Below are 21,504 nucleotides of genomic sequence, written 5' to 3'. Positions count from 1 at the left end.
CGGCGGAGGCGACACCTGGATTCGAGCCGGGGCCGTCCGCGCCTACGGCATGGTCGAGCAGAAGTGCAATTCGTAGTCGAGGCCGCCGGTCCCCAGCACCTGCTTGTCCGTGAAGCCGGACGGGCACGAGAGGCCGCCCGTCGCGGGGTTGGGCACATACCTGCCGCCGTCGACCTGGCCCCACATGCCGCCGAAGGGGTACGTCGGCGGCGACTTGGACATGTGGCGCTGGTAGCAATAGTACAGGTCGGCATCGCGACCGGGGGTCCCCAGGACCCGCCGGGCCGTGTACCCGTACGGGCATGAGGCCGCGTTCGTATAGGGGTTGGGCACCGGGACGCCCCTGGCGTAGCCATACATGCCGCCGAAATCGAAGTACGTCTCGGTGCTCGCCAGGTGAGGCCGGGAGCAGAGGTACACCTTCAAATCGACGCCGGTCGTCCCCAGCAGCTGCGTCTTCGTGTACCCGGTCGGGCACGTGTCCGAGCCAGTCGCCGGGTTGTACGAGGGCCAGCCACCGTCCACGTAGCCCGACATGCCGCCGAAGTCCCAGCGGTCTGGCGGCTGGTAGCAGAAGTGCAGGGACCAATCGACGTTCGGGTACCCCGACACCGGCCTGACCACGAAGCCGGGCGGGCACGTGGCGGCGCCCGTCGCGGGATTGGGCGCGACCGTGCCGCTGTCCACCTGGCCCATCATGCCGCCGAAGGGAAAGTCCGGCGTCGTCCCGGGCACGTGGGGCTTGTAGCAGGCGTGCACCTCGTAATCGACGTTCAGGGTCCCCAGGACCCGCTGGTCCGTGTACCCCTCCGGGCATGAGGCCGCGAACGTATAGGGGTTGGGCATCACGACGCCATTGACGTAGCCCCACATGCCGCCGAAGTCGTAGAGCGGCTCGCGCCCGTTCTGCCGAGGCCGGGTGCAGACGAACACGTCCCAATCGCAGCCGGGGCACTCGTCAGAGCCCAGCAACCGTGTCGGCTTGTAGCCGGCGGGGCAGGTGTCCGTGTGGGTCGTCGGGTGGGGCACGAGCACGCCGCCGTCCACGTAGCCCCACATGCCGCCGAAATCGAGGGGGATGGCATACCCTCCCTTGAGGCGCATGCCCGAGGAGCCCGCGTAGCCGTAGACCTTCGCGTACCAGGTGCCAACCCGCGGGTTGAGGATGGGGCACTTCTCCTGGTTGCCAGCCGCGACCGACTTGCAGTCGAACGAGCCGGCGGTCGGCTCGGAGCCGAACTTCACGTACAGCTCGCCGTCACCCGTGCCCCCGCTCAGCTCGAATGCCAGGCCGCTGGCGCCCGCGGGCACCTCCAGGGTGTAGCTGCAGGTCCACTGCCCCTGGCCCACGGAGATGTCGGGCTGCGCCACGCCGTTGGCGAGCGTGCAGGTCATCGACTTGATCCAGGGCTCGAACTGCGACACGCGCGCGAACATGCTCGGGTAGCGCGAGTCGCCACAGCCCCTCCCCCAGCTGACGATGCCCGCCAGCACGCGCGTGTCGCCGTAGGGGACGGTGAGCGGACCGCCGCTGTCTCCATCGCAGGTGCCTGTGCCGAGCGCGGATGCGGCGAGCTGGTCCGGGGTGATGACGTATTCCGGATAGGCCGCCTGGGCCACGCTGTGGCTCTGGAGGATCAGGTCCGTGGTCTGCAACGTGGTGGCCTGGGGGCCGTCGACGTAGCGCCTGCCCCAGCCGGTGGCGCGCGCGACGACACCCGGGGCGGTGACGCGCGAGGATTCATCCACCACCGTGGCGAGGGGGATGGCCTTGACGTAGGGACCACTCAGGTCGAGCGGCGTGGCCAGGCGCAGCAGGGCCACGTCCTTGCCCTGTGAGGTGCCCACGTAGCCGGGATAGGGGAAGACCCGGTCCACCGCGACGACCTGCGTAGGTGCGTCCACGCTGATGGTGCTGGTGTTGCCTGCCACCACGTATCTCGGCGTGATGAGGTTCTGTTGCGAGTCGCGCACGCAATGTTGCGCGGTGAGGACCCAGTGCTCGTTGAGGATGGTGCCGCCACAGACGAACGCGGCACTCGCGAGCATGGGGTTCCAGACCTGCACCTGCCAGGGGTTGGCGGTCATCGTCGTGTCGGTACCGTTGACGATTTCCTGCTCGCTGGACGGGGCGGGCTCTTGCGGGGGCGGCTCCACGACGGCTTGCGAGCCACAACCCACCAGCAAGGACATCATGCCGACGAGGGCCTGGCGGCGGGGGACGCAGCGGGCGATGGCACCCTGGAAGGGCACGAGGAGGGATGACATGAGATGGGGCATGAAGTTCCTTGGACGCGTCCAGTGCGCGGGAAAAGAGGGGGGCCATGAGCTGCTCCACGGCGCGGGTGCAATCGGTAGCACAGCTCCTGTAGGGCACGAATGGGAGGCAGGTCATGGGTTTCTGGCAGGGCCTGTTGGCGGTATCCTTCGCGGACCGCGCCATGAACAGGTTCTCCTCCAATCGCAGGTCGTCCTGGATGCTCTCGCTGTACGCCCTCCTGGGCGCCAGCTGCGCCCCCGCGCTCCGGCCCGTCCCGGAAGTGCCGGAGGGACCCGAGCCCACGCGGCGGGTGGCGCGCATCGTCGCCGAGTACCCGCACGCGACGGACGCCTTCACGCAGGGCCTGGTCTTCCACCAGGGCCACCTCTTCGAGAGCACCGGCCACCGGGGCACGCTGCGGCAGCTCTCCTTCGACTCCGCGCAGCCGGTGTGGATGGAGGCGCTCGGGAACAGCTTCACCGAGGGCCTGGCCAGCGACGGTGAGCGCCTCTACCAGCTCACCTGGACGGAGGGGCTGCTCTACACGTGGAGCGGCATGCCTCCGCGCCAGGAGCGCACCACACGCTACACGGGCGAGGGCTGGGGGCTCTGCTTCCAGAACGGGCAGCTGGTGCGCAGCGACGGCACCTCCACGCTGACGTTCCACGCGCCGGAGGACTTCCGCACGCTGGGCACGGTGGAGGTGACGCTGGAGGGGCGGCCCCTGGAGCAGCTCAACGAGCTGGAGTGCGCCAACGGCGTCATCTACGCCAACGTCTGGCACACCTCGGAAGTGGTGGAGATAGACCCCGCCACCGGCAACGTGCTGGCCGTCATCGACGCGTCCGCGCTGACGCGCGCGGTGGAGTCGCAGCTTTCGGACGACCAGGCGGTGCTCAACGGCATCGCCGTGGAGCCGGGCACGGGCCGCGTCTTCATGACGGGCAAGCTGTGGCCGAAGCTCTTCGAGGTGCGCCTGGAGTCCGCGCCCGGAGAGGGCTGAGCGCCGCTTCTGGCGAGGTGCTCCTGACGTCCGCCCGGCGCGGACCCAGCAGCACAAAGCGTCAGGGCTTCTTCGCCTCGTCGTCGCGCTCCAGCTTGCGGTACAGCGTCTTGCGGTCCACGCCCAGCACGCGCGCGGCCAGCGTGCGGCTGCCGCCCACCGCCTCCATCACGCGGTGGATGTAGCGCCGCTCCACCTCCTCCAGCGTCACCAGCTCCGACGGGTCCGTGTTCTCCGGCACCGCCTTGGGCTGGCTGTAGTTGCGCACGCGCTCGGGCAGGTCATCGACGGTGAGCTCCTCGAAGGAGGTGAGCGCCACCGCGCGCTCCAGGCAGTTCTGCAGCTCGCGCACGTTGCCCGGCCACCCGTACGTCAGCAGCCGCTGCGCCGCCGCAGGGGACAGGCCCACCACGCGCTTGCCGGTGCGCGCGGCGAACTGCTCGATGAAGCGCTGGGACAGCGCCAGCACGTCGTTGCCCCGCGCCCGCAGCGGCGGCAGCTCCACGCCGATGACGTTGAGCCGGTAGTAGAGGTCCTCGCGGAAGCGCCCCTCCTCCACCGCCAGCTCCAAGTCCCGGTTGGTGGCCGCGACGATGCGCGCGTCGAAGGGGATTTCCGTGTCCCCGCCCACCGGGCGCACCGTGCGCTCCTGCAGCGCGCGCAGCAGCTTGGGCTGGAGCGTGAGGGGCAGCTCGCCCACCTCGTCCAGGAAGAGGGTGCCGCCGTGGGCCTGGACGAAGAGGCCGGTGCGCGCCGCCTTGGCGTCGGTGAAGGCGCCCTTGGCGTGGCCGAACAGCTCGCTCTCCAGCAGCGCCTCCGGCATGGCCGCGCAGTTGATGGCCACGAAGGGCCCGCCCTTGCGCCGGCCTCGCGTGTGCACCGCCCGGGCGGCCACCTCCTTGCCCGTGCCGCTCTCGCCGGTAATCAGCACCGTGGAGTCCAGGTCCGCCACGCGGTCGATGAGCGCATACGCCTGCTTCATGGCCAGGCTCTCGCCCACCACGGCGCCGCCGTCGTCGCGCCGGCCCAGCTCCTGGCGCAGCCGGCGCACCTCCTCGCGCAGGGCGCGGTGCTGCACCGCACGCTCCAGCACCAGCACCAGCGCGTCCACGTCGATGGGCTTGGTGACGAAGTCGTACGCGCCCGCGCGGATGGCGGCCACCGCCGTCTCCAGGCTGCCGAAGGCCGTCACCACCACCACGGGGATGTCCGGGCGGTTGAGGGCGATGCGCTCGCACAGCGCCAGCCCGTCCATGCCGGGCATGCGCAGGTCCGTGAGCACCACGTCGAAGTCCTCGGCCGCCAGCCGGGCCAACGCTTCATCCGCGGACGGGAGCGCCACCGGCGTGAAGCCCCGGCGGGTCAGCCCCTTCTCCAACATGGCGCGCATCTCGCGCTCGTCCTCGACGACCAGGACGCGGCCCGGCATCAGTGCTCTCCTCGTGGCAGGTAGATGGAGAAGCAGCTACCGCGTCCGGCCTCGCTTCGCACGGCAATCCAGCCTCCATGGTCCCTCACCAGACCATAGGACACGGACAGGCCCAGGCCGGTGCCCTCGCCCACGTCCTTGGTGGTGAAGAAGGGCTCGAAGACGTGGGCCAGCACGTCGGCGGGAATGCCGTCGCCCTCGTCCTCCACGTCCAGGCGCACGTAGTCGCCCTCGGCGCCACCCTCCGCGGCGGGCGGCGTGGCGCGAGTCTCGGCCGCGCGCACGCGCACGGTGCCCGGCCGCTTCATGGCCTGCACGCCGTTCATCACCAGGTTGGTGAGCACCTGCTGCACCTGCCCACCGTCCACCTCCAGCGTCAGGCTCGAAGGCACGTCCGCCTCCAGCGAGACGCTGCGCTTGGCGGCGAGGGGGCGCAGCAGGGAGAGCGAGCGCTCGACCAGCTCGTGCACGTCCTCCGGGGCGCGGTGGGGCGGGCGGCGCCGGGCGAAGTCCAGCAGCTGCCGGATGATGCCCGTCATGTGCTGCGTCTGCTGGAAGATGATGTGAGCGCACTCGCCCACCTCCTCACCCTCTGCCTCTCCGCTGGAAATCATCTTCGCGCGCCCCATGACGACGTTGAGCGGGGTGCCCAGCTCGTGGGCGACGCCCGAGGCGAGCTTGCCCACGGTGGTGAGCCGGTCCGCGTGTCTCAGGTGCTCCACCGCGGACAGCCGGGCGACAGTCTCGGAGGCGAGGCGCGAGCGCGTCTCCTCCAGTTGCTCGCCCATGCGGTTCATGGCGCTGGCCAGCGTCGTCAGCTCGTCACCGCGCTTCTGGGGGAGCTGCACGCGCGCGGTGAGGTCTCCCTCGCCGATGCGGTGCGCGAGCTTCACCAGCCGGTCCACCGGCTCACCCACGAAGCGGCGGCCCAGGGCCATGGCGGCGGCGAGGAACGCGAGCGTAATCGCCGCGGTGGCGACGAAGGTGCCCATGACGACGGTGCGCACGTGCTGCTGCTGGTCTTCCAGGGACTCGGTGATTTCGATGGCCCCCAGGCGCTGGCCGTTGATGATGACCGGCGTGTACGAGTGCAGCAGGCCCGGCTCCGGGCTGGGGTCCACCATGGAGCCGTCCTGCCCCGAGCGCAGTGTGGCGAGCAGCCGCGGCGGGAAGCCGGCCAGGGACGGAGTGCCGGGGCCGCCGTCGAGCCACACCCAGCGCAGGTGCACCTGCTCCTGGAAGCGATTGGACTGGTTCAGGAGGGTGAGGGCCTCCCGCTCCCCGGCGAGCTGCCACGCCTTGCCGATGGCGCCAGCGAGCGTGTGGCCGAGCAGCCGGTGGTCGTGCTGCATGTCCAGCGCGGAGCGCTGCAGCTCGCGGCGGACCTGGATGTACTGCAGGCCAGCGATGACGGCCACGGCGAGCAGCACGAGGGCCAGGGTGAACTTGCGAGCGAGTCTCACGATGGATTCCGCGGAAGGCAGCTCCGGTCCGTGAGCGAGGGGGCGGAGCTCACGGACCGGAGGTGGGTACGCACAACGTACCGCGAGTGCTGCGAGGAAGCGGCGTGTTACCGCCGCTGAACCCCCGGCCGGCACCAGAGCATCCGCCGTGCCAGCCCTGACGGACCCTGGCTGCCCCTGGCGCGAGCGCTGACGGGCGGTGGCGCACCCGTATGCCCTGGGGCACATCGCCCCGGGAGGGGCAGGATGCCCCGCCGACGTGGGGCAGGGTGGAGGGCGGCCGGGCGGGCTTCCAGGAGGACGGGGAGGACCGGGCGCGAAGAAGTCGTTGCCGTGCTGACTCTGTCAGGAGGACCTGCTTCCCGCGCCCCAGGATGTCGTGCGAAAACCCCTGTCGCTCCGCGCCCCCGTACCGCCGGAGCTTCAGTCCGCACCCTGCGCGCCCCGCGGCCGGCGATGGGCACGCCTTCTGGAACATCCACTCATGAGCATGCATTCGACCCGAGGCGCCTCACGCGCCTCCCGGCTCTGGCTCGCTGCCCTCTCCTCGGTCCTGCTCGTCGCGCCCCTCGGCTGCGATGACAACGATGACAACAAGGAGGTGGACCGCACGGCGCCCACCGTCGTGTCCCAGGTGCCGGCGACCGGGAGTGACGCGGAGTGGGATGGCGTCATCTCATTCACCGTGTCGGAGCCGCTGGCCGCCAGCAGCGTGGTGGACGCGAGCGTGAAGCTGCTGGAGGACGGGACGGAGATTCAGAAGGAGCTCCTGCTGTCCGACGATGGAAAGACGGTGACGGTCCTCCTGTCCCAGGCGCTGGACCTGCCCTCGGTGCTCGCCGTGGAGCTCACCCCGGCGCTGACGGACGTGGCGGGCAATCCCGTCACCTTGCCGGAGAAGCGCTGGGTCTGGGAGGCCCGCACGTGGCGGCTGCTGAAGACGCCCGTGATGCCGGAGCATGGCGCCTCGGGCGCGCTGCCCAGCCTCGTCCTCGACGTCGAGAAGCGCCCGCTCCTCTCCTTCGTGGAGGTCGACGACGTGCCGGCGGGCCAGCCCACCGAGTCTGGCTGGGTGTTCACGCGGTGGTCGGGCGGCAACTGGGAGCGCATCAGCCAGTACCATCCCGACAGCGGGGGCCTGCTCGCCGTGGACGGCGCGGGGCGCCTCTACACCGTGGGGCACCGGCCTCGGGTGAACGACACCGACTTCCCCGAGTCCACCGTGCGACGGTGGGATGGGCAGGGCTGGCCGGAGGTGTCACCGCCGCTTGGCAGGAGCTGGAAGAGCGCCATCACGGATGGAACCCGCCTCGCCGTCACGTCCACGGGGATTCCCCTGCTCGCCTGGGAAGTCAATTCATGGGGGCACGGCGCGCACGTCATCGTCTACACCCTGGAGGCGGGGGCCTGGCTGCCGCTGCCGGGCCTGGCCGCGCCCCCCTACTACCGCCCGCGGAACCTCTCCCTCGTGCTGGACGCGGAGGACCGTCCGTGGTCCGCGCACTACGAGCAGGGGCCCGTGGTGAAGTCGTACGTGAGCCGGTGGGATGGGGCGGCGTTCGTCAAGGTGGGAGGCAGCCTGGAGGACGACGCTGGGAGCGCCTCACGGGCACTGGCGGCGGACCTGAAGGTGGATGCAGCCGGGACGCCCTACGTCGCCTGGCGGAGCGCGGAGCGGCTCTACCTGCAGCGCTGGGACGGAACCCGCTGGGAGACCCTGGCCACGCGGGAGGCGCCGGGCACGCTCGTGCATGAAGACAGGCTCGACCTGGTGTCCCTGGTGCTCGCGTCCGGAGGCCACGCCTACGTCGCCTGGATTCATCGCCCGGCTTCAGGCCCGGCCGAGCTGCGCGTGGACAGGTGGAACGGGACGACGCTGGAGTCCTCCCTCGAAGGGCTGGCGGTGCACGACACCAACGCGGTGGCGATGACGCTCGACGCGCATGGCCGACCGATGGTGGCGGTCGTCACCCCGCCCGCGCCCTGCAGCCACGTGCCCGGCATCCAGGTCCGTGTGAATCACTGAGCCCGCCGTGAGCGGGAGGGCACCGTCCCTCCCGCTGCCGGGTCCGCCGAGGCGCATTCCCCGCGGACCTTCCCGACGCGCGACTGTCAGCCCGTCCACCTCGAGCGCGGACCGTGGGGCAGGGTGGGGCGGTGGGGCGCGCTGCCCCCGGGGGCAGGGGCAGCGTCGGCGAGTGCGTCGTTCCTCCCGAGCGCGTCCGCCCACGGACATCGCCTGGGCGCAAGACCACGGCGGCGCGTGACGGCGCGCGCAAGATGCGCGCGTCGCTGCACGGCCGCGCCCGGCGGGAGTCCACCCGGGTGGCGCGGCGGGGGGTGAAGCGCCCGTGAAAAGGAATCCACGTGGGTGGCTGGTCGCGAGCCTGGTCTGCGTCGTGCTCGCCACCAGCTGCGATTGCGGAAGTGAGAAGGAGGAGGCCGACCCGGGCACGGGTGGCAGTGGCGCGCCGCCTCCGCTGGCCGGGGACACGCAGGACGTGGACGGCCAGGAGGTGACGCTGGAAATCACCGAGGTCTTCACGCGCCTCGTGGGCACGGCGCCGCCGAGGACGTCCTTCGTCACCACCGAGGAGACGGTGGCGCACGCGGCCGTACGGGGCGGAGAAGCCGGGCTGACGGAGCGCATCCGCTGGACGGTGAAGCCGGTGGGCACGCACACGGGGCCCGCCACGCCCGCCGAGGCGACGGGGGCGGAGCTGGCCTTTCGCGGCACGTCCGCGCTGCCCATCACCGGCGCCCGCGACCCCAACCCACCGCTGGAGTACGAGGTGACGGCCACGCTGGACGTGGCGGGCCGCACGCTGGAGGCGAAGCTGCCGGCCACCAGCTTCATCCGCCAGGAGGAAGCGGACATCGTCCGGCAGGAGTACCTGGACTACGGCACGACGTTCAAACCGGCCCTGGCCAACGTGCGCGTGCCGGGGCGCACCACGCTCAACCGGGGCAACTACTCCGTCATCGTCGAGGAGAAGCCGGGCGAGCTGGACCGGCTGCTCCTGGACATGGAGAAGGAGTTGAACCGCCTCCTCAACGACGACGTGCAGGTGGTGCCGGTGGGGACACGGGTTGCGAGCCCTTCCTCGTTGGTGGTGTCACCCGGCGGGTCGGTGCTGATGCTGGGGCCGCTGGGAGACACCGAGCCGAAGGGCGACGACGTGTGCGCCGGCGTGCGGGTGGGTAACGGCTGCGCGGGGGCCATCCGCGCCGGACCCAATCGCATCGCCGACACCCCCGCCAACAACCGCAAGACGCAGGTGAGCCTGGAGAGCATCATCACCAGCGCGTACCGCAACCCGCAGCGCAACAAGTTCATCGGCTCCGGCACCATCAACAGCCGGCACACGCGCGGGCTGGCGTTGGACCTGGACCCGCGTTCCCTGGTCATCCCCGGCAAGGACGCGCGCCAGCTCATGTGCCTGGTGGAGCTGGCCGGCATCCGCGTGGCCGGCGAGGACAACAGCTTCAGCGAGAACGGGCCGGTGACGTTCCTCGATTGCAACGACCCGGCCGCCGACCACGTCCATGTGCAGCGGTGAGAGAGGTGCATGAGATGACTTCACTGTCGATTCGAGACGCATGGCTTTCGCTGCTCATCGTCCCCGTGCTGGCCTGGGCCCAGGTCGCGCCCCAGGAGCCTCCGCAGCCGCCATCGGCCGCGCTCACGCCGTCGGTGGCCGCGCCCGCCGCGCTGTCGGCCAACGGGAAGGAGGGCATCCGACTCGCGCAGGAGAGCTGCCCGTCGGACGGCTTCGACCGCGCGGGCTGCGAGAAGGCCGTGCGCCTGCTCCAGGAAGCGGCGCGCACGGACCCGGACAACACGGACGTGCAGCTCGCGCTGGCGCAGGCGTACTGGAACACGTCCTTCCGCGAGTCGCCCCAGGCCCGCTCGCGGGGGGAGCTGAAGCAGCGCGCGCTCGGCATCTACCAGCGACTGGTGGACCGCGGCGCGAAGGACGCGCGGCCGTACTGGGAGCTGAGCCTGCGGCAGAAGAACGAGACGGAGCGGCTGCCGTTGCTCCAGCGCACGGTGGAGCTGAACCCGAAGCACCCGCAGGCGAACAAGGACCTGGCGCGGACGGAGCTGTCGCTGGGGAAGGTGGACCAGGCGGTGCGCAGCTACCAGCGGCACATGGACGTGAGCCCTTACCGGGAATCGCAGGATGCGATGGACCACCTGGGCTTCGCGAAGCAGCTGGAGGGAGCGGGCCGGCCCGAGGCGGCGGCGGAGGTGACGGACCGGGTGTCGAAGCTCGTGCAGGGAGAGCGCCGCGAGACGCGCTGCGAAATCTGGCGCTCGGCGGACGCGAAGCTGTACCAGGGCAAGAGCGAGATGGCGCAGCGGGTGCGCTCGCTGCTGCCGTACTGCACGAAGACGGAGGAGCTGGAGCGCGCGACAGACCTGGAGCGCGCGGGCCGGGTGGACGAGGCGATTGACGCGGCGAAGCGGCAGGTGGAGGAGAACCCGAGGCCCGAGGGCTCGTACGTGCTGCTGGAGCGGCTCTACCAGCGCAAGGGCCAGCCAGCGAAGGCGGCGGAGGTGGCCGGCCGTCAACTGGAGCAGGAGCAGGACGCCACCGCGCGGTGCGAGCGCTTCCGCTCGCTGGCGCCGGCGACGGTGCGCGCCATGCAGAAAGACCGCGTGGAGAAGCTGCGCCGCGAGTGCAAGCAACCCGAGTGAGCGGGGGGCTCCGCGCGACGCGAGTCCTGGCAGCGCGGCGCTCGGATGACGCCGCGCCCGTGAAGGCCGCGCGCGCTCAGCTCGCGGGAGGCGTGGAGCCCGGCGCGTCCGTCTCTCCGAGGAACCGGCGCCGCAGCGTGCGGGTGACCTCCACGTCCCAGCGGGCGGAGAACACCTCCACGAAGGTGCGCCGGAAGCGCAGGGCACAGGCGAGGCACGCCAGCGTGACGGCCAGGCCGATGATGCTGTTCTGCCACGAGGCGAGGTTCCACTGCCCGTTCCAGAACCACTCCCGCATGCTGGTGGGCCACCAGTAGTGGATGGGCCACCCGGGGCCGCTGCCCGCGAGGTCGCAGAGGATGTGGAGGTGGAACGCGAACAGCGACAGGCCCGCCACCCACGCACGTTGCCGCGCCAGCGCCGCGCAGACCGCCGTGGTGATGAGCGCACCCACGTAGCCGTGGAAGAGGACGTGGTGATAGCGCCCGTACCAATCCTCGCCCGCGAGCAGGGTGAGCCCGTCCAGGTCCGGGGCCAGCCCGGCGCAGACGACGAGGATGCGGTCCCTGCGCTCGCGCAGCCCCTGGGCGGCAAGCCACGCGAGCTCGGCATGGACGATGGGATTCATGGCCCGAAGCGTAGTCCGTCCGGCGGCACACGCGCTCCCAGGTCCGGGCTCACCCCTCCAGCGGCGCGCGCCGGGGCGTGCCCAGCAGCTCCAGCGTGCGCACCGCCACGTCCACCAGCGTGGACGCACACGGAAGACAGCCCCCACCGCAGCACGCGGGCCATTCGCCTTCCGCGTCCCGCAGCAGCGGATAGACGCAGCCCCGCAGCGAGTCCGGCAGCCCGGCCTCCTCACATGCGCGCCGCAGCGCCGCCTGCACCGTGGGGTCCTTCACGTCCAACACACGGGCTTCCCTAACGGCGGCTCCCGGTTCCATCAGCGGTGTGTGACGGCTCCAGGGCGCCCCTGCCGGCGACAGAGCGGGCCTGCGCTTCCCACCCTGGTTGGAGCTCCGAGCCCCTGCCCCGGGGCGCCCGCGATACTTCGCTTGCGAATATGGTTAGGGGCCTTATTGTTAGGGAGTGGCTACGAAACCCATAGGTTGTTCTCCGTTCCCTTCGGAGCCGCGCTACGAGCGCCTTCAGCTGCTGGCCGCACGCTTCCCGCAGCTGGACCCGAGCGCCATCGACACGTGCATCCGCCTGCTGCACCTGGGGCATGGGCTGACGGGCGCGTATGACGCGCACCTCTCGCGCCACGGGCTGTCCATGGGGCGCTTCATCGTCCTCATCCGCCTCTTGACCACCGAGGAGGTGGAGAAGGGCCGGGGACTCACACCGGCGGAGTTGGCGGAGAGCTCGTCGGTCAGCCGGGCGACCATGACGGGGCTGCTCGACACGCTGGAGAAGGACGACTTCATCTCCCGCCAGGACCACCCCGAGGACCGCCGGATGTACACCGTGCACCTCACCCCCAAGGCCCGCGAGCTGCTCGACGGCATGCTGCCGGACCACTACCGCCGCATCGCCGGGCTCATGGCCCCGCTGAGTGAAGCCGAGCGCACCACCCTGCGCGAGCTGCTGAACAAGGTCGCCTCCGGCATCCCCGCGCTCCGCGACCCCTGATGCCCCTCCCACACCCCTGACTTCCTCCTCCCGGCCCCGGTGGAATGTCTTTGTCGGGCCGGATGGTTAGCCACCAAATCATCAGCCGTCGAACCTTTGAGTCCTCCATGAGCATCCAGATCGCGAAACTCGACAAAGACCTTCCCCGTACCGACGCGGATGACCCGGGCGCCAGCGCCCCTGCCTCCTCCGTGACGAAGCCGGCCGCGCCCCGCTCCAAGGCGAAGCGCGTGCTGCCGGCGCTGCTGGCCGTGGCGCTGGTGGGCGGCGGCGCGCGCTGGGCACTGGCGCATGGCCACGAGTCCACCGACGACGCCCAGGTGGAGGGCCGCATCGCCAACGTGTCGCCGCGCATCTCCGGGCAGGTGGCGAAGGTGCTGGTGGCGGACAACCAGGTGGTGAAGGCCGGCGACGTGCTGGTGGAGCTGGACCCCGCGGACCTGAACGCGAAGCTGGAGGTGGCGCGCGCGGACGTGCTCAGCGCGGAGGCACAGGCGGCCAGCGCCCAGGCGCAGCTCGCGCTCACCGAGGCGAATGCCGGCGCCAACCTGCGTCAGGCGCGCGGCGGCGTGGTGCAGGCGTCCAGCGGCATCAGCTCGTCGCGGGCGGCGCTGGAGCAGGCGCGCGGTGACGTGCAGTCCGCCGAGGCCCGCTTCAAGCTGGCGGAGTCGGACCTGTCCCGGGTGAAGACGTTGAAGGTGGAGGGGGCCGTCACCCAGGCGGACCTGGACGCGCGGCAGGCCGGGTATGACCAGGCGAAGGCCGCGCTGGACGTGGCGCGCGCGCGGCTGACGTCCACCGAGGCCGGGGTGCAGGGCTCGTCCGGCGGCCTGGAGGCGGCGCAGGGCAAGCTGGCGGCGGCGGAGACGGTGGCGGTGCAGGTGCAGGCGGCGCAGGCGGCGGTGAGGCTGGCCGACGCGAAGCTGAAGCAGACCCAGGCGGCGCTGAAGCTGGCGGAGCTGGCCGTGTCCTATACGCAGGTGCGCGCGCCGGTGGCCGGCGTGGTGAGCCGCCGCACGGTGGAGGTGGGGCAGGTGGTGGGCCCCGAGCGTCCGCTGATGGCGCTGGTGCCGCAGGACGACCTCTGGGTGGTGGCCAACTTCAAGGAGGACCAGGTCGGGGAGATGAAGCCCGGTCAGTTGGTGGACGTGTCGGTGGACGCCTTCGGGGGCCGCGAGTTCAAGGGCCATGTGGACAGCCTCGCCGGCGCCAGCGGCGCGCGCTTCGCGCTGCTGCCTCCGGACAACGCGTCGGGCAACTTCGTCAAGGTGGTGCAGCGCATCCCCGTCCTCATCCGCTTCGACGGTGAGGCGAAGGGCGCGCTGCTCCGTCCCGGCATGAGCGCCGAAGTCACCGTGGATACCCGGAGCCGCTAGCCGTGCAGAGCGACACCCTCAGGGGCTCCAAGTCCGGCATCACCATCGCCGCCATGGCCGCGGCGCTGATGTCCGTGCTGGACATCTCCATCGTCAACGTGGCGCTCAGCGACATCCGCGCCAGCTTCGGCACGCCGCTGGACCAGATTGCGTGGGTGTCCACCGGCTACATGATGGCGAACGTGGTGGTCATCCCGATGACGGGGTGGCTGCAGCGGCGCTTCGGCTACCGGCGCTACTTCACCGCCTCCATCCTGATGTTCACCGCGGCCAGCGTGCTGTGCGGCCTGGCGTGGAACCTGCCGTCGCTGGTGGTCTTCCGCATCCTCCAGGGCATCGGCGGTGGCGCCATCATCCCCACCTCGCAGGCCATCCTCTTCGCCCGCTACCCGCGCGAGGAGCACGGCATGGCGGGCGCCCTCTTCGGCCTGGGCGCGGTGACGGGGCCACTGCTGGGCCCCACGGTGGGCGGCCTGCTCATCGACGCGGCGAGCTGGCACTGGATATTCCTCATCAACCTGCCGGTGGGCCTGTTCGCCGCGTACATGGCGTGGCGCCACATCGACCAGCCGGCCTTCGCGCCCACGAAGGACAGGGTGGACCGGTATGGCATCGCCCTGCTGGCGGTGGGCATGGCGGCGCTCCAGTTCGTGCTGGAGGAGGGCAACCGCAAGGACTGGTTCGACAGCCTGGAAATCACCCTGCTCGCGGTGGTGGCGGGCGTGGCGCTCATCACCTTCGTCGTCCACGAGCTGGAGACACCCCAGCCCGTGGTGGACCTGCGGGTGTTCGCCAACCGCTCCTACGCGGCGGCCACGGGCATCAACCTCATCGTCGGCACGGCGCTGTTCGCGGGCTCGTTCCTCTTCAGCCTCTACTGCGGCACGGTGATGCGCTACTCGGCGCTCGACATCGGCCTCATCTTCCTCAAGGGCAGCGCCATCCAGCTCCTGCTGATGCCGCTCATCGGACGGTTCGGCGGGAAGCTGGACGGACGGATGCTGGTGGGGACGGGCATCATCGGCATGTGCCTGTCGCTCTGGGTGAACGGCCACCTGTCCAGCACGGCGGACGAGGCGGCGCTCATCCTCCCCGTCTTCATCCGCGCCTGCTCGCTAGGGATGATTTTCGTGCCGCTGTCGGTGATGGCGCTGAGCAACCTGCGGCCGGACCAGCGTGGCAACGCGGCGGGCCTCTACAACCTGACGCGCGAGCTGGGAGGCTCCATCGGCACCGCGTGGATGAGCAGCGCGCTCAGCCGGTCGACGAAGGTGAACGTCACCGCGCTCACGTCGCACGTGGACCCGTACAGCCAGGTGACGCAGGAGCAGCTGGCCGCGCTCAAGGGCGCCGTGGGCGCGCGTGTGGCGGACCCGCTGTCCGCCGCCTACAGCATCCTCAGTCAGCGCATCAACGGTCAGGCGCTGGTGCGCGCGTTCAACGCCAACTTCACGGTGCTGACCGCCGTCTTCGCCCTGTCACTGGTGCTGGTCTTCATGCTGAAGAAACCCGCGGCCGGCGTGAAGGTGGAAGGCGCGCACTGACGCGCGCGCAACGCTCCAGTCCGAAGTTCTCAGCGGGCCCGTCCTCTTCTGGGGACGGGCCCGTGGCTTCAGGCGGGCTACTGGACGTTCTTCGGGTCCATCCAGAGGATTTCCCACTGGTGGCCGTCGAGGTCCTGGAAGCTCCGCTGGTACATGAAGCCGTGGTCCGTGGGCGGCTTCGTCGCCTTGCCCCCGGCCTTCAGGGCCGTGTCCACGAGCGTGTCGACGGCGGCCCGGCTCTCCGCGCTGAGGGCGATGATGGCCCCGGTGACCTTGGAGGTGTCCGCCACCTCCTTGTTGATGAAGGTCTTGAAGTAGTCCTTCACCAGCAGCATCACGTAGATGCTCTCGCTGATGACCATGCAGGTGGCGTTCTGGTCGGTGAACTGGGCGTTGAACGTGTAGCCGAGCTGCTTGAAGAACTCGACGGACCGGCCGAGAGACTCAACGGGAAGGTTGACGAAGATCTGGGTCGCCATGGCGCTGACTCCTGTGGGTTGGGAAGGGTTGAAGACTGCCTCCAACCACGCGACGAACCAATGTCCGGGAGATCGACACGGCGGATGATTTTCTTTTCGCCGCCGCCAAGCCCTCGAAACCACGGGAAAAATAAAGCGGGCCCGCCCCTTCCGGAGCGGACCCGCCTTTTATTGCAGAGCGTCAGCGACGGCCTGTTTCCTAGCGCCGCTGGGAGCGGGCGACCGCCTGGGCGTGGGCCTGCTTCCGCCGCCGGCCGAGCATGGCGCCCAGGGCGAGCAGCCCCGCGGCGATGAAGGGCGCGCCGCTGGTGCCGGTGGCCGAGGCACCGCAGCCCTGGGGCGCGCTTCCCGGGGCATCTCCGGGTGAGCTGGTGCCGGGCAGGTCATCGCCGGGCATGACGCCCAGCTCGGGCCGCGTGCTCACCACCGGAGGCTCCGCCACGGGGGACTCGGGCTCCTCCACCACCGGCGTCTCGGGCGTGGAAGGGAGCTCCGGCGTGGGAAGGGGCTCGGGCAGCGTCACCACCGGAGGAACGGGCGTGGGCGCGGGCGCGGGCGCGGGCGGCAGCACGTCCTCCAGCTTCGAGGCCATGGTGAAGCCGTCGTGGTACACGAACGCCTCGGGACGGATGGCGTCGTCACGGTACAGGCCGAGCTTGAGGTAGTTGAACTCGCTGCCGTACTGCGTGGCGCCGAAGGTCTTGGGCACGGCGACCTTGCCGTTGTGCCAGAGCTGCACGTAGCCGACCTTCTTGTTGGACGACCACTTCACCTCCAGGATGAAGTCGTGCCACGCGCCGCGGTCGAGCGGCGACTGCCACAGAATCTCTCCGTCCGCGCCGCCCACGCGCAGGTTCATCTCCTCGCCGCGCACGAAGAACTCGAGCGGCGGGGAGCCGCAGCAGCCCTCCTGGTGCCACTGGGCGAAGACCTGCCACGTGTCGGAGGTGGGGTAGCTCTTCGGGAACATCGTGCTCCACTTGTAGAACCACGTGGAGCCCGTCTTCTCCTGGCTGATGTAGAGCAGCTCGTTGCGGTTGCCACTCGCGCCGATGGGGTCATCCCCCTGGCGCACGGTGGCCTTCAGCGCATAGCGACCTTCACGCACGACGTCCGACACAATCTGGAGCCGGCTGTTGGCGACGGCCTGGGAGCGCGTCCACTGCGAAATGTTTCCCGTCTCGAAGTCGCCCTTCCACGCCACGTCAGCGGACGCGAGCATGGGGAGGAGGGACACCAGGGCGACGAGGCGAAGGAGATACGGCAAGCGAGGTCCTTTCGTTCCGGGTTGGCGCATTGGGACAACCGGGCGGGCTCGACGCTTCCCGTCAAAGCCTGGCTGCCAACCCCCTGCCGGGCTCGCCTCCGGCTCTCGCCCTGGAGGGCAGGCTGCCTGGCATTCCCTCGCCGCCGCCGCCGCTACATGCTTGTGGATGCAATGATTCCAGAGGGATGCGCGCGGGGGAGACTCAAGGATTCCGACGTGCATCGTCTCTAAGCAAGGTCGGCTGGTTTGCGGGCGGACCACGCGGCGCAGCATGGCCCGTCAGCAGGGGAAGATGACTCGCGGGGGGCCGGAAAATCGCCCTCGTAAAATGCCGCGGTCGGACACGTGCACCCCGGTGTGCGGGGCTTTCTGGAGTCCGGAGTGTCCGGACTCCCTGAAGCCTGGGGGGATGTTCGGAAGCACAGTCGGCGGCGAGTAGATGTTGGTGTAGAACCCAATAGGTGGGCGACTGCTTGGGGGTGGCGCCCGAGGGGGCAGTATGTTGAAGCCGGCGTACGACAAAGTCCTGGTCCTGGCGCTGGCGACGCCCGTGCTCGTATTGACGTTCATGCTCGCTCGCTCCCCGGCCAAGGGGGATGGCGGCGGCGTGACGGCCCAGTTCTGGGCGGAGCGGCGGGCGGCGGCGCGAATCGAAGCCCGACTCACCCACCCCGAGGCGGACAAGCACCGGCCGCGCACGTCGTCCGGCGGCTGCCCCATTCCTCCCGAGCCCATTCCGCTGCGCGACCTGGCCCGGCTGGAGGAAGCGGGAGACTGGGGCGGCATCGCCGCCGCCTATGCCCTGCAGGGCGAGTGGAATCAGGCGGCCTCCTTCCTGGAGCGCATGCCTCCCTCCTCCAACCGCGACAGCGACCTGGCCGCGGTGCACCTGGCGCGGGGTGCCCATGAGCAGGCCCTGAGGCTGCTGGACGCGGTGCTGGCCTCCCACCCGAAGCACCCGCAGGCGCTGTGGAACCGCGCGCTGGTGCTCCAGGAGATGGGGCTCGCGATGAAGGCGGCGGAGACCTACGAGCTGGTGGCCTCGCTGAACGAGCAGGGGTGGGGACGCGAGGCGCATGCCCATGCGCTCACCCTGCGCGACGAGACGCTGGAGCGGGCCCGCCGCTGGAAGGGCGCGCGCGAGGCCACCCTGGCGCTGGTGGACAACCCCCAGGCCCCGCTGCCGCTGGAGGAGGCCCGGCAGCACCCCGGCGTCGTCCGGCAGAACTTCTATGACGTGGTGCGCTCGGCCCCGTCCAAGGAGCGCGCGCTGGCGCTGCTCCCGCTGGCGCAGGAGTTGGACCGGCTCCAGGGCGGCAACGCGCTGAATGACTACGTGCGGCGCGTGGCGGCGCGGGACTTCGCCCGCCGGGCGCCCCTGGCGAAGGGCTACTCCGAGCTGGTGCGCGGCAAGCTGTCCGAGCTGGACCGGGTGCAGCAGCAGTCCCGCACGGCGGGCGAGGGCGACCTCTTCCTGGGCACGCTGCTGCTGGCCAAGGCCACGCACGGCCCCAACCTGGAGGAGGCGAAGGCGGAGGTGGGGCGCCAGCAGGACCCGTGGCTGCACCTCATCATCGAGCGCGAGCTGGCCCGCAAGGAGGTGGCGGACGGCACGTGGTGGAAGGCCGAGCAGCGCATCTTCTCCGCGCTCCAGCGCTGCCGCGAGGGCGCCTTCTCCGCGCGCTGCGTGGACCTGGAGCTGCGCCTGACGATGCTCTACATCGACCTGCAGCGGCTCACCGAGGCGGAGCAGCACGCCCGCACCGCGTGGACGTGGGCGCGCCAGCTGCGGGAGTGGAGCCTGGAGTTCACCGCGCTGGAGACGCTGGTGCACGCCGCGCGCTCGCGCAACGACTTCGCCAGCGCCCGGGCCTATGTGGAGGAGTGGTCCGCGCGCGGCGGGCGCAACGACGACTGCTACTGGTCCCGCGTCAACCTGGCCCACATCTACTATCTGGACTCCAAGCTGGAGGCCTCGCGCCGGGAGCTGGACGCGGCGGCCTCGTGCCAGGGCGCGAAGCTGGACCTGATGTTCGCGGCGACGCTCGCGGAGCTGGCGCGCACGCGCCCCGGCCCCCAGGACGCGGAGCTGCTGAAGCGCTCGCTGGCCGGGCTGAGCAAGAGCATCTACGTCATGCCCGGGGACATCTCCTACGCGCGCTACATCGAAGGCCGGTACCTGCTGGAGCAGGACCGCGCGAAGGGCGAGGAGCTGCTGAAGAGCACCATCGCCGAGACGAAGCGGCTGCCCCGGAGCGACATGCAGGCGCGCGAGGCCTGGGCGCTGAGCAACTCCACGCTCATCACCGAGGCGGGCCGCGCGGGGGACTTCCAGAAGGCGCTGGCGCTGATGGTGGAGCAGCTCGACACGCCCGCTCCCAAGAGCTGCTCCATGGGGCTGTCGGTGCACGGGGAGCGCACCGTCATCGTCGTACAGGGGCCAGGGGGCGAGGTGCGCGGGCACTACGACGCGGACCGCCAGGAGAGCTTCGCGCGGATGAGCTCGGCGCGCCTGATTCCGGACACCCTGCGGCAGGTGCTCAAGGGCTGCGCGCAGGTGGACGTGTTCGCCTGGCCTCCGGTGCTGGGGCGCACGGACCTGTTCCCCTCGGAGATTGCCTGGAGCTTCCGCCTGGGCCGGGGCGCCCGGGCGCAGGCGACGGCGGCGCCGCAGCAGCGGCTGGTCGTCTCCAGCGTGGAGGCGCCGCAGCTCCTCCAGCTCCCCCGGCTGCCGGCCTGGACGCCGCCGCCGGACACGGGGACCACGCCCATGCAGGTGCTGACGGGCTCGGAGGCCACGCCCTCGCGCGTGCTGGCCAGCATGAAGGCCGCCACGGAAATCGAGATTCACGCCCACGGGCTGGTGGACCCCACCATCTCCGACTCGTCGCTGGTGGTGCTCTCTCCGGAGGGCGACGGCCGCTACGCCCTCACCGCGGACGCGGTGCGCGAGCAGAAGCTGTCCGGCGCGCCCCTCGTGTTCCTGGCGGCGTGCAGCGCGGGCCGGATGACGTCGTCCGCCGCCTACGAGCCCTTCAGCCTGCCGGCGGCCTTCATCGACGCGGGCGCGCGGGCGGTGCTGGCCTCCACCGTGGACATCCCCGACGCGGCCGGCCGCTTCTTCGACGGCGTCCGCCAGCGCATCCGCGGGGGCGCGAAGCCCGCGGTGGCCCTGCGCGACGAGCGCCAGAAGTGGCTGACGCGCGACGCCCGGGCGAGCTGGACGCGGCACATCCTGCTCATCGAGACGGGGGACTGACTCAGCCGGGCTCGGGGAGGTACGTGTTCCCCCCGGGCACCTGGAAGTGGTGGAACGTGACGGACGCGCTCACGTCCAGCGCGTGCACCCAGTGCCACCAGCCCACGGGGATGAAGACGAGCTCCCCGGGCTCCAGCACCGCCTCCACCACGGCCGCCTCGGCGTAGAGGGGGAAGCGCTCCGGGTCCGGGCTCGCCGCGTCCACGTGGCTGAAGGTGCCGTAGCGCGGGTACATGAGGTGCCGCTGGAAGGAGGGCGCCAGGCGCACGTGCTTGCGCCCCATCACCTGCGCCAGCAGCACGTTCATGTTGTCGTGGTGCAGCGGGGTGACGGTGCCGGCGGGGCCCAGCAGCAGCGTCATCATGTCCGGGCGCAAGTCGGCGTGGATGATGCCGGCGGGCGCGCGCACGTCGTCACGGAGCGGGGCGAGGCCGTCGCGCTGCCAGTTCTCGTTGCGCGGCACCATGTAGTAGTCGTTCGTCTCACCTCCGGCGGCGACCATCTTCAGGTAGTCGCGGAAGCGCATGGGCGTGCGGTGCTTCTCCGCCTGGGGCGAGTGGTCCGGGTTGGCGTTGCGGCCGGTCATGATTTCGACCTCCGCGTCCCCCGCGCGCTCGGCCAGGTACGACAGGGACCAGCGGCCCAGCGCGGGCCAGTCCCCCATCAGCCCCTTCAGCACCACCGGGCGGTGCCCGTAGTAGTAGCGGCTGAAGAACTCCTCGGCGGACAGCCCCTCGCGCTTCTCCAGCGCCAGGTGCTGGCCGGACTGCCGGTGGAGCTGGCCATACACTTCCATGACGGACTCCATGCGTCCGTATTGCCGCCCCAGCCGCTGGCAGGCCTGGAAGTAGGGGTGCGCCTTCACCCGGTCCACCTCCTCCCGGGCCAGGTCCTCGCCCACTCCGGCCGCCACCAGCGTCTGGCGCGCCTCCTCCTCACCCACGCCCAGGGCCAGATTTTCCGCCAGCCACACCTGCCACTCCGTTGCGAGGCGGGATTTCTCCATGCTCATTCAGAACTCCCTGGATTCCTGGGGTCATCTCGACCGCCGGCCTCTCACGCAATCGCGGCCGGCATGGTAGAGATTCCG

16 protein-coding genes are annotated in these 21,504 nt (G+C 70.7%); 8 read left to right on the top strand and 8 right to left on the bottom strand.

Going from position 1 to position 21,504, the window contains the following annotated elements; translation table 11 throughout:
• Positions 1–42 precede the first annotated feature (42 nt).
• A complete protein-coding gene (locus tag G4D85_RS04970; RefSeq protein ID WP_240359070.1) occupies positions 43–2,280 on the bottom strand; it encodes a trypsin-like serine protease in 2,238 nt (745 codons plus the stop codon).
• A 113-nt stretch (positions 2,281–2,393) separates the two neighbouring features.
• Between G4D85_RS04970 and G4D85_RS04965 the strand changes: the two genes are divergently transcribed.
• A complete protein-coding gene (locus G4D85_RS04965; RefSeq protein ID WP_240359069.1) occupies positions 2,394–3,263 on the top strand; it encodes a glutaminyl-peptide cyclotransferase in 870 nt (289 codons plus the stop codon).
• A gap of 61 nt (positions 3,264–3,324) precedes the next feature.
• Here G4D85_RS04965 and G4D85_RS04960 read toward each other — a convergent pair whose 3' ends face one another.
• Both G4D85_RS04960 and G4D85_RS04955 read right to left on the bottom strand, forming a co-directional pair.
• Positions 3,325–4,692 (bottom strand): sigma-54-dependent transcriptional regulator, encoded by a 1,368-nt coding sequence (locus G4D85_RS04960; RefSeq protein ID WP_164008353.1) that lies wholly within the window; start codon positions 4,690–4,692, stop codon positions 3,325–3,327.
• Positions 4,692–6,155, bottom strand: a complete 1,464-nt coding sequence (locus G4D85_RS04955) for a sensor histidine kinase (protein ID WP_164008351.1) — start codon at positions 6,153–6,155, stop codon at positions 4,692–4,694. Before G4D85_RS04955 ends, G4D85_RS04960 begins: the two co-directional genes overlap by 1 nt.
• A gap of 484 nt (positions 6,156–6,639) precedes the next feature.
• Here G4D85_RS04955 and G4D85_RS04950 point away from each other — a divergent pair, with 484 nt between their 5' ends.
• From G4D85_RS04950 to G4D85_RS04940, 3 genes are all read left to right on the top strand, one after another.
• Positions 6,640–8,181 carry an Ig-like domain-containing domain gene (locus tag G4D85_RS04950; RefSeq protein WP_164008349.1) on the top strand — a complete coding sequence of 514 codons (1,542 nt, stop codon included), beginning with the start codon at positions 6,640–6,642 and terminating at the stop codon, positions 8,179–8,181.
• A gap of 325 nt (positions 8,182–8,506) precedes the next feature.
• A complete protein-coding gene (locus G4D85_RS04945) occupies positions 8,507–9,715 on the top strand; it encodes a hypothetical protein (protein ID WP_164008347.1) in 1,209 nt (402 codons plus the stop codon).
• Positions 9,716–9,729: 14 nt separating this feature from the next.
• Complete coding sequence (locus G4D85_RS04940) at positions 9,730–10,857, top strand: tetratricopeptide repeat protein (protein ID WP_164008345.1); 1,128 nt, start codon at positions 9,730–9,732, stop codon at positions 10,855–10,857.
• Positions 10,858–10,933: 76 nt separating this feature from the next.
• On the opposite strand, the gene G4D85_RS04935 is transcribed toward G4D85_RS04940, so the two are convergent.
• Together G4D85_RS04935 and G4D85_RS04930 are read right to left on the bottom strand one after the other, a co-directional pair.
• Complete coding sequence (locus G4D85_RS04935; protein ID WP_164008342.1) at positions 10,934–11,485, bottom strand: metal-dependent hydrolase; 552 nt, start codon at positions 11,483–11,485, stop codon at positions 10,934–10,936.
• A gap of 49 nt (positions 11,486–11,534) precedes the next feature.
• Positions 11,535–11,768, bottom strand: coding sequence for a Rossmann-fold NAD(P)-binding domain-containing protein (locus G4D85_RS04930; RefSeq protein WP_164008340.1), 234 nt, complete (start codon positions 11,766–11,768; stop codon positions 11,535–11,537).
• 178 nt (positions 11,769–11,946) lie between these two features.
• Here G4D85_RS04930 and G4D85_RS04925 point away from each other — a divergent pair, with 178 nt between their 5' ends.
• The 3 genes from G4D85_RS04925 to G4D85_RS04915 all read left to right on the top strand — a co-directional run bounded on the left by G4D85_RS04925 (position 11,947) and on the right by G4D85_RS04915 (position 15,409).
• The gene (locus G4D85_RS04925; RefSeq protein ID WP_164008338.1) at positions 11,947–12,489 is read left to right on the top strand and encodes a MarR family winged helix-turn-helix transcriptional regulator; all 543 of its coding nucleotides are present in this window, start codon (positions 11,947–11,949) and stop codon (positions 12,487–12,489) included.
• Between the two features lie 107 nt (positions 12,490–12,596).
• Entirely contained in the window at positions 12,597–13,865 is a 1,269-nt protein-coding gene (locus tag G4D85_RS04920; protein ID WP_164008336.1) for an HlyD family secretion protein, read from the top strand.
• Positions 13,866–13,867: 2 nt separating this feature from the next.
• Complete coding sequence (locus G4D85_RS04915; protein WP_164008333.1) at positions 13,868–15,409, top strand: DHA2 family efflux MFS transporter permease subunit; 1,542 nt, start codon at positions 13,868–13,870, stop codon at positions 15,407–15,409.
• A 77-nt stretch (positions 15,410–15,486) separates the two neighbouring features.
• On the opposite strand, the gene G4D85_RS04910 is transcribed toward G4D85_RS04915, so the two are convergent.
• Positions 15,487–15,888 carry a VOC family protein gene (locus G4D85_RS04910; RefSeq protein WP_164008331.1) on the bottom strand — a complete coding sequence of 134 codons (402 nt, stop codon included), beginning with the start codon at positions 15,886–15,888 and terminating at the stop codon, positions 15,487–15,489.
• Positions 15,889–16,087: 199 nt separating this feature from the next.
• On the bottom strand, positions 16,088–17,155 hold the full coding sequence (locus G4D85_RS04905) for a heparin lyase I family protein (protein ID WP_164008329.1): 1,068 nt from the start codon (positions 17,153–17,155) through the stop codon (positions 16,088–16,090).
• Positions 17,156–17,654: 499 nt separating this feature from the next.
• Here G4D85_RS04905 and G4D85_RS04900 point away from each other — a divergent pair, with 499 nt between their 5' ends.
• Positions 17,655–20,414, top strand: coding sequence for a CHAT domain-containing protein (locus G4D85_RS04900; protein WP_164008327.1), 2,760 nt, complete (start codon positions 17,655–17,657; stop codon positions 20,412–20,414).
• Between the two features lies 1 nt (position 20,415).
• On the opposite strand, the gene G4D85_RS04895 is transcribed toward G4D85_RS04900, so the two are convergent.
• Entirely contained in the window at positions 20,416–21,426 is a 1,011-nt protein-coding gene (locus G4D85_RS04895; RefSeq protein ID WP_164008325.1) for a cupin-like domain-containing protein, read from the bottom strand.
• Between the last annotated feature and the right edge of the window lie 78 nt (positions 21,427–21,504).

The sequence above is a fragment of the Pyxidicoccus trucidator genome (genome assembly GCF_010894435.1).
GTDB lineage: Bacteria > Myxococcota > Myxococcia > Myxococcales > Myxococcaceae > Myxococcus > Myxococcus trucidator.
This window is presented reverse-complemented; position numbering and strand designations above follow the sequence as displayed.

Coding starts and splice junctions, on each gene's coding strand:
- G4D85_RS04910 (WP_164008331.1), bottom strand. CDS start 15,888: ATGGCGACCCAGATCTTCGTCAACCTTCCCGTTGAGTCTCTCGGCCGG.
- G4D85_RS04920 (WP_164008336.1), top strand. CDS start 12,597: ATGAGCATCCAGATCGCGAAACTCGACAAAGACCTTCCCCGTACCGAC.
- G4D85_RS04960 (WP_164008353.1), bottom strand. CDS start 4,692: ATGCCGGGCCGCGTCCTGGTCGTCGAGGACGAGCGCGAGATGCGCGCC.
- G4D85_RS04970 (WP_240359070.1), bottom strand. CDS start 2,280: ATGCCCCATCTCATGTCATCCCTCCTCGTGCCCTTCCAGGGTGCCATC.
- G4D85_RS04935 (WP_164008342.1), bottom strand. CDS start 11,485: ATGAATCCCATCGTCCATGCCGAGCTCGCGTGGCTTGCCGCCCAGGGG.
- G4D85_RS04965 (WP_240359069.1), top strand. CDS start 2,394: ATGGGTTTCTGGCAGGGCCTGTTGGCGGTATCCTTCGCGGACCGCGCC.
- G4D85_RS04900 (WP_164008327.1), top strand. CDS start 17,655: ATGTTGAAGCCGGCGTACGACAAAGTCCTGGTCCTGGCGCTGGCGACG.
- G4D85_RS04940 (WP_164008345.1), top strand. CDS start 9,730: ATGACTTCACTGTCGATTCGAGACGCATGGCTTTCGCTGCTCATCGTC.
- G4D85_RS04950 (WP_164008349.1), top strand. CDS start 6,640: ATGAGCATGCATTCGACCCGAGGCGCCTCACGCGCCTCCCGGCTCTGG.
- G4D85_RS04895 (WP_164008325.1), bottom strand. CDS start 21,426: ATGAGCATGGAGAAATCCCGCCTCGCAACGGAGTGGCAGGTGTGGCTG.